The following is an 11,406-nucleotide window of genomic DNA, read 5'->3' as shown; positions in this document are numbered from 1 at the left end:
TCTTCGTCTAAAGAGGCGGGAGAGTAGGTCGCTGCCAGGCCTGCAAAGCACAAGAGATCCTCAAATCATCACGATGACAAACACAGACACCACAAAACGCCGCTTCCCAAAAGGAAGCGGCGTTTTGCGTTGTCTGCATCGCTCCTCAATACACGTCCTGCTGATACCGTCCCTGCTTCTTCAGTTCGGACACGAACGCCGTCGCCTCCGCAGCCGAGCGCGCGCCGTGCTGGGCGACGATGTCGACCAATGCGCGTTCGACGTCCTTGGCCATCCGCTTGGCGTCGCCGCAGACATAGAGGCTGGCGCCTTCGGTGAGCCAGCCCCACAGGTCGCGGCCGACCTCGCGCATGCGGTCCTGGACGTAGATCTTCTCGCCGCTGTCGCGCGACCACGCCAGCGTCAGCCGGGTCAAGTGGCCGGCGTTCTTCATCGCCTTCAATTCGTCCTCGTAGAAGAAGTCCGAAGCCGAACGCTGATGGCCGAAGAACAGCCAGTTCTTGCCGGGAGCTTTGATCGCGCGGCGCTCGTGCAGAAAGGCGCGGAACGGTGCAACGCCGGTGCCCGGACCGATCATGATGATCGGCCGGCTGGAATCTGACGGGAGCGCGAAATTGTGGGCCTTCTGCACATAGGCACGCAGCGGCTCGCCCGGCAGCACCCGTTCGGCAAGCCCGGTGGAGCAGACGCCGAGCCGCTGCCGCTTGCCGATGTGATAACGCACGCAATCGACCGTCAGCGACAGCCGGCCGGGTGTGGTCTTCGGCGACGATGAGATCGAGTACAGCCGCGGCTGCAACGGTTCGAGCGCTTCGATGAAGGCTTCGGGATCGGGGCGGAGGCCGGGGAATTTCTCCAGCGCGGCGAGCACGTCGAGCGTTGCGGCATCGCCGTCCGGATCTTCGCCGCTGGCGAGCGCGCGGGCCTTCTTCCGCTTGTCGCCGCCGGTGATGTAGCTGATCAATTGGAACAGCATGTCGGGCGCCGGTGCCAGCGACACGCTGTCGAGCAGCGTGTCGCGCAAGGTCCGTTGGCCGATCGGCAACTCCGCTGGTGCGCCGAGCGCCGCGATGATCGAATCGACCAGCGCCGGATCGTTGGTCGGAAACAGCCCGAACGAATCGCCGGCCTCGTAGCTCAGGCAATCTTCAAGCTCGAACTCGACGTGCCAGGTTTCCTTCTTCGAGCCCGGCTTGTTCAGCCGCGTCCGCGACAACACCTTGGCGGTCGCCGGATTGTCGCGCGAGGTGCCGCGCGGCGGCAGCGCAGCCACGGGCGCGGCGTCGGCGGCGAGCGAAGGGGCATTGTCCAGCGTCGGCGCCGCGCCGATTTGTTCGGCGAGCGTCTTCACCATTCGCGCGGTGTCCTTGCCGCCGGGGGCGCACAGATTGAGCCGCGTCTCTTTGCCTTCGAAGATCGCGCCCGAGTAGTTGCGACAGTCGTAGCCGCATTGCCCGCAATCCTGCTGCGCCATCGCGGCCATCAGCTTCCAGCGCAGCGGCTTGCCCTCCGCGAGCTGCATCCGTTCGGGAAGCGGCAGGCTCTGGTCGTGCCACGGCGCGCCGCCATCGTCGTCTTCGGCCGCAGGAGCGGCGCCCCCTGCGAGCAGTGCGGCGGCTTGGTCGGTGGACAGCGCGGTGACGCCGTTGCCATCGAGCGACACCAGCCCGGCGAAGAAGCCGTTGAGCCAGGCGCGCTGCTCCTCTGAGAACGGCGCGGTGTCGGGGATCAGCGACGGAATCGGCGGCGGCAGGTTCGGGCTCATGCCACGGTCTCCGGTGATTGCTGGTAGGCGAACAGTTGCTGCAGCGCCGCCGCCTCATGGCGGCGGACAAAGGCGAGGAAGGTCTCCGCCGGCGAGGCGCGCTGCGCCAAGTAGGTTTGCAGCATGTGCTCGATCACGCGCGGTGCATCGTCCTGCTTGACGTCGCGCAGCACCTCGGTGCCGATCGCCGCGTCGGGGCCGAAACTGCCGCCAACATGGACGTGAAAGCCTTCGACGCTGTCTTCATCGGAGATCGGCACCTTGGCGCCGATCAGGCCGATGTCGCTGATGAAGTGCTGGGCGCAGGAGTTATGGCAGCCGGTCAGGTGAATGTTGATAGGACTGTCGAGAGCGACGCGCGGCTCGCAATGCTGTGCGATTGCTTCCGCGGTTTCCTTGGTATGCGCGGCGGCGAAGCGGCAGCCGCTGGCGCCGGTGCAGGCGACGAGCCCGGCGCGGATCGGAGAGGCGGAGGTCGCCAGCCCGAGTGCCTCGATCGCGGCAACGGCCTCGGACACGCACGCATCCGGCACGCCGGAGATCAGCAGATTCTGCCACACCGTCAGCCGCAGATCGCCGTCGCCGAAGCCGTGGGCGATGTCGGCGAGTCCGCGCATCTGCGCCGAAGTCAGATGGCCGGTCGCGAGCCTGACGCCGATCCAGTTCAGTCCGGCCCGCTGTTGCGGATGCACGCCGAGATGCGCGGTGCGGTCCTGCGCTGGCCGCGGCGCAGCGGCCTCGGCCGGCACGCGGATCAGCTTGCGGCCGAGTTTGTCTTCGACGAGACCCAAGTACTTGTCGAAGCCGAATGCATCCAGCACGTATTTCAGCCGTGCCTTGTTGCGGTCGGTGCGGTCGCCATGTTCGATGAACACCCGCACGATCGCGTCCGCGACCTCGGTCGCTTCCTCGGGCGCCACGATCACGCCGGTATCGCGGGCAAAATCTTTGTGGCCGGTGATGCCGCCGAGCGCCAGGCGAAACCAAACGCCGGCCGCGACGCCGTGACCGTCCGCGATCGTCACTGCCTGGAACGCGATGTCGTTGGTGTCCTCCAGCGTCGGGATCAGCCCGCCGCCGTCGAACGCGACGTTGAACTTGCGCGGCAGCCCGAACAGCGCGCGTTCGTTGAGGATGTGGAAGTGCCAGTCGCGGGCGTAAGGCCTTGTATCGATCAGCTCCTGCGGGTCGATGCCGGCGGTCGCAGAGCCGGTGACGTTGCGGATGTTGTCGGCGCCCGAGCCACGCGCCCACAGGCCGAGGCTCTCGATCCCCTGCAGCAGCTTCACCGCATCCTTCGGCGCGATCTCGCGCATCTGCAAGTTCGCCCGCGTCGTTACATGCGTATAGCCGCCGGCGAGGGTGTCGGCGAGATCGGCGAGGCCGGTCATCTGCCACGATGTCAGGATGCCGTTCGGAATGCGCAGGCGGCACATATAAGAGGTCTGCGCCGGGGCGACGTAGAACAGCCCGTAGTAGCGCCAGCGAAAATTGTCCGGCGGCTTCGGTGCGGCATTGTCCTTGGCCTGCTGCTTCAGCCGCCCGTAGGCGTCGAACGGATGCTGCTCGCGCTTCCACTTCTCCTGGTCGTTGAGCTTCTTGCCCGAGGTCGTGACGCGGTCCTGCGCGGCCATGTGGATCGCGTCCGGCCCGCTCGGCGACGCGTCGCCGCCGGCCGGCAGGCTGCCGCGCGCAGCGCGGGCCGCGGTGACGCCGATGGCGAAGCCTTCGAGATAGCGCTTCTGGTCGATCGAGAATTCGCTGCCCATCGCCGCCTCATGCCGCTTGCACGAGGAGGGGCGGGGCGATCAGCTCGGCGCGTTGTCGCCGTAGGCTGCCGCCGTCATCGCGTTCGACAGCATCGCATAGGCGTCGCGCCAGGCAGCGGCCAGCTCCGGTGTCCAGTCGGCGCCGAGCTCCCGCTCCAGCGTCCACAGCAGCGCCGCGCCGAACGGCGTGTAGTGCGCGGCGCCGACGCCGTAGACGACGTGCAGCCGCGCCAGTCGCCCCGCGGCCGGCAGAATGGTGGCGAGATCGGTCAGCCCGGTCACCACCACGTTCAGCGTGCTCATCAGCTTTTTGCCCTGACGGCGCATGTCGCCATGAAACAGCGGCTCCAGCTCCGGCGCGGTCGCGAACAGCCGTTCGTAGAACAGCGTCGCGGTCTCGTCCGAGATCGGCGTCAGCCGTGCGAAACTCTGCTGCACCAATGCGATCGCCTGCGGCGTCATCCCGATCCTTGCTTGCGATGTGGTTTCGCCGACATCCGAACACGAAGCGCTGCATCGACCAATCCTCTTTGCGATCGACATCCCGACCCGACGAAAAAAACGCCGCTGCCTGGTTGCTCGCGAAGCGAGGCCAGGACAGCGGCGGTGCTGTCGGAGTTTCGATGACGCCAGGACACCCCACCGGCACCCTGTCAGCACAGGATCAGCGAAATTCGTGCCAACTGTTCGCGAGAGGCGGAATGTTCCGCTTTATCAGGTGTTTAATGGGGCTCGCCGGCGCCGGTCGCCGGCGCCGGCCGCCGCCGCGAGCCGCTGCCCGACTGAGCAGCGTGGCGATGAAATGTGCAGCCGGAAGATCGACCGTCCCGCGCGTTGTCATTCCGGGTTCGCGCTGGCGCGCGCCCGGAATGACCAACCTGGTCCCTTGTCAGCGTTTGATCTGCAGCTTCTCGAGATAGCCGGCAATGTCGTCGGGATCGAACGCACCGCCGGTGCATTCGCCGATGCCGTCGGCCGGCGTCTTCGGCAGCGCCGGGGGCGTGCCGACCGCGGCGTCGTAGAGGTCCGAGCGGAACACCGCTTTGGCGGCGCCGAGCAGATCGGCCGATAGCGGCGCCTGTCCCCAGCGCACCATTTGCGCGTAGTTCCAGGCTCCCTGCACCGGATCGGGCCTTGCGGCGGCTTCGCGCCCGACCAACAGATAGCGATCGGTCTCCCGCACGGTGCCGTCGGCCGCGATCTTGAGCCGGCCGTCGAGGGTGCGGCGGATCAGCTCCGGCGTCACCTCGATTCGCCCAGGCACGGTGAGGATCGCACACACTTCGTCCCGGTTGGCTGCGTCCTCGATGTAGTCCGCGGCGCGGGCGTGGGCGCGGATCAACGCCAGCAGCACCTCCGGGTGCTCGGCGGCCCAGCTTGCGCGCACCGCCAGCAGCTTCTCGGCGGCGCGCTGGAACAGTTCGCTGGCGAAATGCAGGATGGTGCCGATGCCGAGATCGATCGCCACCGAATTCCACGGCGCGCCGACGCAGAAGCCGTCGAGATGTTTGCTGGCGAGGCTCTCCACCATGAACGGCGGCGGCAGCACCACCAGCCGCAAATCCTCGTCCGGATCGACGCCGCCGGCGCCCATCCAGAACCGCAGATCGTAATTGTGGCTGGAGAACGGGAAGGTCATGCCGAAGGTCAGCGGATCCTGGCGCTTGGCTTTGCGTTCGGCGACCACCCGTGCCAGCGCGCGGGCCGAGACGACCGGGTCGGCGACGTCGCCGTCGGCCATCGCGACGATCGCGGCGTGCAGATCCGGCGACACCGTGATGGCGTTGCCGTTGACGCCGAGGCCGAAGCCGGAAATCACCGGCACCTTGACGTGGCCGATGCCGAGGCTGGAGGCGACAGCCAGCGGCGCAAGCAGATGCGCGGCGTCGAACATGCCGATGTTGAACTTGTCGCGGACGTTGGCCCAGGAAATCTCGCGTACCAGTTCGACGTCCAGTCCCTCGGCGGCGCAGAACCCCTTGTCGGCGGCGACGATCAGCGCCGCAGCGTCGACCAGCGGGATGAATCCGATGCGCAGCCGTTCGCTCATTTCAGCATCTCCGAAGCCGTGATCACCGATTGGGCGATCTCGGCGATTTTCTTTTTCTCGTTCATCGCCGCGGTCCGCAGCAGCACGTAGGCCTGCTCTTCGGTCAGGCCCTTGGCCTTCATCAGGATGCCTTTGGCGCGGTCGATCACCTTGCGGTCTTCCAGTGCGGAGCGGGCGTTGTGCAGCTCGGTCTCCAGCCTCGTGAAGGCGTTGAAGCGGGAGATGCACAGATCGAGGATGTGCTTCATCCGCTCCTTCTTCAGCCCGTCGACGATATAAGCGGAGACGCCGGCATCGACCGACGCCTGGATCGAGGCGGTGTCGCTTTGGTCGACGAACATCGCGATCGGCCGCTTCACGATCCGGCTGACCTGGAACATCTGCTCCAGCATGTCGCGGCTCGGGTTCTCGAGGTCGATCAGGATCACGTCCGGGTCGATCTGATAGATCCGCGCCAACAGGTTGGTGGTGCCTTCGAGCTGGGTGATCGCGGTCATCCCAGCTTCGCGCAGCCCCTCCGTCAGAATCGCGGCGCGCACCGGATTCTCATCGACGATGACGATGTTCAGCGAGCGGTCCATCAAGGGCGGCGGTACCTATGGATGGCGATAGCAGCACAAACCATATCCCGGTCGGCAATTGAAGCAGATTGATGGTGCAGCGCAGGCCGCCCGAGGTTCAAACCCAACGCGTCCGCCGGCCGATATTGACGGCGAAACCGCGATCGGGTGGGGTGGGGCAAAACCGGTCCGTCATTCATCTTGGGAAGAACGCTGATGCCTTTCGTCATGGCCATCGATCAGGGCACCACCTCGTCGCGGGCGATTCTGTTTCGCTCCGACATCTCGATCGCGGCCTCCGCGCAGCAGGAATTCCCGCAGCATTTCCCGGCCTCCGGCTGGGTCGAGCACGAGCCCGAGGACATCTGGGCGACGACGATCGCCACCTGCCGCGCCGCGATGGACAAGGCCGGCGCGACTGCCGCCGACATCGCCGCGATCGGTATCACCAACCAGCGCGAAACCGTGGTGGTGTGGGACGCGGTGTCCGGCCAGGCGATCCACCGCGCCATCGTCTGGCAGGACCGCCGTACTGCTGAGTTCTGCACCCGGCTGAAGGCCGAAGGGCTGGAGCCGATGGTCAGCGCCAAGACCGGGCTGATCATCGATCCGTATTTTTCCGGCACCAAGGTCGCCTGGCTGCTCGACAACGTGCCCGGCGCCCGCGCCCGCGCCGAGCGCGGCGAGCTGAAGTTCGGCACCGTCGATTGCTATCTGCTGTGGCGGCTGACCGGCGGCAAAGTCCACGCCACCGACGCCACTAACGCCTCGCGCACCCTGCTGTTCAACATCCACGACGGTGCCTGGGACGACGAGCTGTTGAAGCTGCTCGGGGTGCCGCGCTCGATGCTGCCGGAGGTGAAGGATTCCTCGGCGCATTTCGGCGACTGCGTGCCGGAACTGTTCGGCGGCGCGATCGCGATCCGCGGCATCGCCGGCGATCAGCAGGCGGCGACCATCGGCCAGGCCTGCTTCACCCCGGGCATGATCAAATCGACCTACGGCACCGGCTGCTTCGCGCTGCTCAACACCGGTGCGACGCCGGTGAAGTCGAACAACAAGCTGCTCACCACGGTGGCCTATCAGCTCGGCGGCAAACGCACCTATGCGCTGGAAGGCTCGATCTTCGTCGCCGGCAGCGCGGTGCAATGGCTGCGCGACGGCCTCGGCGTGATCAAGCACGCCTCCGAGACCGGGCCGCTCGCCGACAAATCGGATTCGGCGCAGAGCGTGTATCTGGTGCCGGCGTTCGTCGGCATGGGCGCGCCGTACTGGAATCCGCGGGTGCGCGGTGCGCTGTTCGGCCTGACCCGCAACACCGGCCCGGCCGAACTCGCCCACGCCGCCCTGGAGAGCGTGTGCTACCAGACCTTCGATCTGTGGGCGGCGATGCGCGCCGACTGGCCGGATGCCGACGCCGCCACCACCGTGCTCCGCGTCGACGGCGGCATGACCGCCTCGGACTGGACCATGCAGCGCCTCGCGGATCTGCTCGACGCGCCGGTCGATCGCCCGGTGATCCAGGAAACCACCGCGCTCGGCGCTGCGTACTTGGCCGGCCTGTCCGCCGGCGTCTTCCCCGAGCCCCAAAAATTCGCCGACAACTGGCGCCTCGACCACCGCTTCCGCCCCGCCATGAGCGCAGCCACCCGCGAGCGCAAACTGGCAGGCTGGGCGCGTGCCGTGAAGGGGCTGCTGGCGACGGACGAGGGGGAGTGACCTCAAGGGGGTCTTGCGAGTGTTGAGCTCGTAAGAAGCCTCTCGTTCGTTATTCCGGGATCGCGCTGCGCGTGCCCCGGAATAACGGGCGTAAGAGCGTGCCCGAGGGCTAGTAATTCTACGCAATTCATCGGATGTGGCCTGCTTTGATACCTCCAGAATTAGTAGTGTTACGAAGTCCTCGTTGGAAACGGCGAGTGCCGAATTCGAACTAACGCATTATTAGGCGTGAAATTGGACAAGTAATCAGCGTCGTGGCTGATTTTGCCGTCAGCGGCCTATGGGTGGGGCTATGGGGCTGCCGGTTGGGGGATTAATTTCGGCAGAAGATCGAGGGCGGGTTTCGACAGGATTGTTCGGAGCGTGCTTAACGCTGGCGTCAATCTGCGTGACCACTTCGTACTCCTCCGCGTTGAGGAAGACTCGTCCGTAAATCTAAAGGTATCCGACTTGCACAGCCGCGCGCGTCGCGCGGTGCGGAGTAGGAAATCGGGGGCGACATGTCGTTGGATCGAAGGGCCGTTCTGAGAGGGGTCGTGGCGTGTGCCTGCTGCGCGGCGGCCGGTGCGAGCTTCGCCGAGGGCGCCGGTCACGGCGGCGGGGTGCACTGGAGCTACGAGGGCGAGGGTGCGCCGGACAAATGGGGCACCCTGCAGCCCGACTTCAAGGTGTGCCAGCTCGGCACCGAGCAGACGCCGATCGATCTGAGCGCCGGCATCAAGGGCGAACCTGGCATCGTGCAGCACGACTACAAGCCGATGCCGCTGCGCATCGTCAACAATGGCCACACCATTCAGGTCAATGCCGATCCGGGCTCGGCCTGCGTCGTCGGCGGCACGCGCTACGAGTTGCTGCAGTTTCACTTCCATCATCCGAGCGAGCATCTGCTCGGTGGCAAGCGCTTCGAGATGGAGTGCCACTTCGTGCACAAATCGGCGACCGGCGCGCTGGCGGTGACCGGCGTTCTGATCCGCCCCGGCAGCGAGAACGGCGCGTTGAAGACGGTCTTCGATCAGATGCCGGAGCACGCCGGGGCCGAGCTGCGGGCGGCCGGTTCGGTCGATCCGGCGGCGGTGCTGCCGCGGAGCGGCGGTTACTTCCGTTACATGGGCTCGCTGACCACGCCGCCGTGCTCGGAGGGGCTGACCTGGACCGTGTTCAAGGAGCCGATCGAATTGTCGCCCGCACAGATCCAGCGTTTCGCCGCGCTGTTCCCGAACAATGCCCGGCCGGTGCAGCGCCTCAATCGACGCTTTCTGATCGACGCCTCCTGAGCGTGATCGGCCCGTGCCGTCTCCGGATCGCAGAGGACTTCAGATGTCGCCCAAAGCCAACGCTCCCGCGAGCCTGTTCGGCTTCTTCAACAACCGGCGGATCAACACCAAGATCCTGCTCGGCTTCGCTCTGATCCTTGCGCTCACTGCCACTCTTGCGGCCGTATCGTATCGCAGGTTCGGCGATGTCAAAGCCGAGTTCGAGATGTTCAATCAGCGGGTCGCCGTCGTCGGTCTGGCGAGCGAGATCGAGCGCGGCTTCGTCGGCTATCGTCGGCTTGTGCGCGAGTATTCGCTGACGGGCGAGGCGGCTCCGATGCAGGAAGCCAGGCGGCGCCAACCGGTGCTCACCGAACTGATCGGACGTGCGGTGGCCGAGACCAAGAATCCCGAGCGCCACCAGAAGATCGTCGAACTGAGCGACGCATTCAGGACCTATGTCGGACAGTTCGACAAGCTGATCACGCTGCGGCAGACCGAGGACGAGCTGATCCGCGAGACGCTCGATCCGATCGGCCTGAAATCGCGGCTCGAGATCGAGGAGATGCAGGCGCTATCGGTGAGCCGCGCGGGCAATTCCAACGCCGTGGTGCTGGCCGGCGAATCCCTGAAGCAGTTGCTGCTCGTCCGCCTCAACGTCAACAAGCTGCTCGGTCGCCACGAGCAGAGCGCTGCGGACGGCGCCGAGAAGGCGCTCGCCGCGCTGAAGGTGGCGATGGCGGCGTTCTCGGCGACGATCGTGAACGACGAGGTCCGCAAGGTCTTCGCCGACGTCAATACCGACGTCGCGACATACGCCGAGGCCTATCATCAGGCGGCCAATGTCGCGAAACAGATCGAGCTGCTCAGCAACGGCGAGATGATCAAGCTGGCGCGAGAGATCAACGCCGATGCCGAGGCCATCAAGGCCTCCGGCATCGCCGAAGAAAAACAGATCGAACGCGACACCGCTGAGCTGATCGCGTCGACCGAGCGCCTGGTGGCGGTGCTGGCGATCGGCGCGCTGGCGCTCGGCGTGGTGCTCGCCTTGCTGATCGGACGGGCGATCTCCAGGCCGGTGGTCGGGCTGTGCGCCGGGATGCGCGAACTCGCTGACGGCAATTTCGCGGTCGTGCTGCCGGGGCTCGGCCGCGGCGACGAGGTCGGCGACATGGCGCAGGCGGTCGAGCTGTTCAAGATCAAGGCCGAGGAGAAGGCGCGTGCCGAAGCCGAAGCGAAGGCCGAAGAGGACCGTCGGCTCGCCGCGCTGCGCAAGCAGGAGATGATCCGGCTCGCCGATCAGTTCGAAGGCGCGGTCGGCGAGATCGTTCATACGGTGTCGTCGGCCTCGACCGAACTCGAGGCCTCGGCTTCGACCCTGACCGCGACGGCGGAGCGCGCCCAGCAGGTGACGACGGCGGTCGCCGCCGCGTCCGAAGAAGCCTCGACCAACGTCTCGTCGGTGGCTTCGGCGGCCGAGGAGATGGCGTCGTCGGTCAACGAGATCAGTCGCCAGGTGCAGGAATCGTCGCGGATCGCTCACGAGGCGGTGGAGCAGGCGCAGAGCACCAATGCCCAGGTCGGCGAACTCTCGGCCGCGGCAGCGCGGATCGGGGATGTGGTCGAACTGATCAATCAGATCGCCGGCCAGACCAATCTGCTGGCGCTCAACGCCACCATCGAAGCGGCGCGCGCCGGCGAGGCGGGGCGCGGTTTCGCGGTTGTGGCCGCCGAGGTCAAGGCGCTGGCCGAGCAGACGGCGAAAGCCACGGGCGAGATCAGCGCCCAGATCAGCGGCATCCAGGCGGCGACCGGTCAGTCGGTCACCGCGATCCGGCAGATCGGCGGCACGATCTCGAAGATGTCGGAGATCGCCGCGGCGATCGCCTCGGCGGTCGAGGAGCAGGGCGCCGCGACGCAGGAGATCTCGCGAAACATTCAGCAGGCGGCGATCGGGACCCAGGAGGTCTCGGAGAATATCGTCGAAGTCCAGCACGGCGCCACCGAGACCGGCTCGGCGTCGGGGCAGGTGCTGAGCGCCGCGCAGTCGCTGTCGCGCGACAGCACGATGCTGAAGCAGCAGGTCGCGACGTTCCTGTCGACGGTGCGGGCGGCCTGACCGGCCGCGCGCCCCGCCGGACGAGCTGGGCTTTGCTTGAAGCGGAGACGGCGGCGTGCGCGAGGTGCCGGCGGCGCAGCGCGCCGCGATTGGGATGTCGCCGAGCACCGGTGTCAGCCAGCGCTCGGCAGTGCGACGTTCCAGCGCTGCTGGCGAGCGGCGAGGGAGGGG

The 11,406-nt window shown here is 66.5% G+C and carries 8 protein-coding genes; 3 read left to right on the top strand and 5 right to left on the bottom strand.

What is annotated here, in order from left to right; all coding sequences use genetic code 11:
• Positions 1-145 precede the first annotated feature (145 nt).
• From M9H71_RS02040 to M9H71_RS02020, 5 genes are all read right to left on the bottom strand, one after another.
• Positions 146-1,765 carry a sulfite reductase subunit alpha gene (locus M9H71_RS02040; protein ID WP_455403439.1) on the bottom strand — a complete coding sequence of 540 codons (1,620 nt, stop codon included), beginning with the start codon at positions 1,763-1,765 and terminating at the stop codon, positions 146-148.
• The gene (locus M9H71_RS02035; protein WP_455403438.1) at positions 1,762-3,534 is read right to left on the bottom strand and encodes a NirA family protein; all 1,773 of its coding nucleotides are present in this window, start codon (positions 3,532-3,534) and stop codon (positions 1,762-1,764) included. Before M9H71_RS02035 ends, M9H71_RS02040 begins: the two co-directional genes overlap by 4 nt.
• A gap of 39 nt (positions 3,535-3,573) precedes the next feature.
• Positions 3,574-3,996 (bottom strand): globin family protein, encoded by a 423-nt coding sequence (locus M9H71_RS02030; protein ID WP_455403437.1) that lies wholly within the window; start codon positions 3,994-3,996, stop codon positions 3,574-3,576.
• Positions 3,997-4,423: 427 nt separating this feature from the next.
• Complete coding sequence (locus tag M9H71_RS02025) at positions 4,424-5,584, bottom strand: CmpA/NrtA family ABC transporter substrate-binding protein (RefSeq protein WP_455403436.1); 1,161 nt, start codon at positions 5,582-5,584, stop codon at positions 4,424-4,426.
• Positions 5,581-6,165, bottom strand: a complete 585-nt coding sequence (locus M9H71_RS02020) for an ANTAR domain-containing response regulator (RefSeq protein ID WP_455403435.1) — start codon at positions 6,163-6,165, stop codon at positions 5,581-5,583. The genes M9H71_RS02025 and M9H71_RS02020 overlap by 4 nt, the downstream gene beginning before the upstream one ends.
• Positions 6,166-6,360: 195 nt before the next feature.
• On the opposite strand from M9H71_RS02020, the gene glpK reads away from it, so the two are divergent.
• The 3 genes from glpK (at position 6,361) to M9H71_RS02005 (ending at position 11,235) form a co-directional block, all read left to right on the top strand.
• Entirely contained in the window at positions 6,361-7,863 is a 1,503-nt protein-coding gene (gene glpK / locus M9H71_RS02015; RefSeq protein WP_455403434.1) for a glycerol kinase GlpK, read from the top strand.
• A 536-nt stretch (positions 7,864-8,399) separates the two neighbouring features.
• Complete coding sequence (locus M9H71_RS02010) at positions 8,400-9,137, top strand: carbonic anhydrase (RefSeq protein WP_455403433.1); 738 nt, start codon at positions 8,400-8,402, stop codon at positions 9,135-9,137.
• Between the two features lie 43 nt (positions 9,138-9,180).
• The gene (locus M9H71_RS02005; RefSeq protein WP_455403432.1) at positions 9,181-11,235 is read left to right on the top strand and encodes a HAMP domain-containing methyl-accepting chemotaxis protein; all 2,055 of its coding nucleotides are present in this window, start codon (positions 9,181-9,183) and stop codon (positions 11,233-11,235) included.
• Positions 11,236-11,406: the final 171 nt, after the last annotated feature.

The sequence above is a fragment of the Rhodopseudomonas parapalustris genome (assembly GCF_053772255.1).
The sequence above is the reverse complement of the archived record's forward strand: the minus strand, read 5'-3'. Positions and strand labels throughout refer to the sequence as shown.

Excerpts from the sequence above, each read along its gene's own strand:
- M9H71_RS02035 (WP_455403438.1), bottom strand. The coding sequence starts at position 3,534 with ATGGGCAGCGAATTCTCGATCGACCAGAAGCGCTATCTCGAAGGCTTC.
- M9H71_RS02025 (WP_455403436.1), bottom strand. The coding sequence starts at position 5,584 with ATGAGCGAACGGCTGCGCATCGGATTCATCCCGCTGGTCGACGCTGCG.
- M9H71_RS02040 (WP_455403439.1), bottom strand. The coding sequence starts at position 1,765 with ATGAGCCCGAACCTGCCGCCGCCGATTCCGTCGCTGATCCCCGACACC.
- M9H71_RS02030 (WP_455403437.1), bottom strand. The coding sequence starts at position 3,996 with ATGACGCCGCAGGCGATCGCATTGGTGCAGCAGAGTTTCGCACGGCTG.
- glpK (WP_455403434.1), top strand. The coding sequence starts at position 6,361 with ATGCCTTTCGTCATGGCCATCGATCAGGGCACCACCTCGTCGCGGGCG.
- M9H71_RS02005 (WP_455403432.1), top strand. The coding sequence starts at position 9,181 with ATGTCGCCCAAAGCCAACGCTCCCGCGAGCCTGTTCGGCTTCTTCAAC.
- M9H71_RS02020 (WP_455403435.1), bottom strand. The coding sequence starts at position 6,165 with ATGGACCGCTCGCTGAACATCGTCATCGTCGATGAGAATCCGGTGCGC.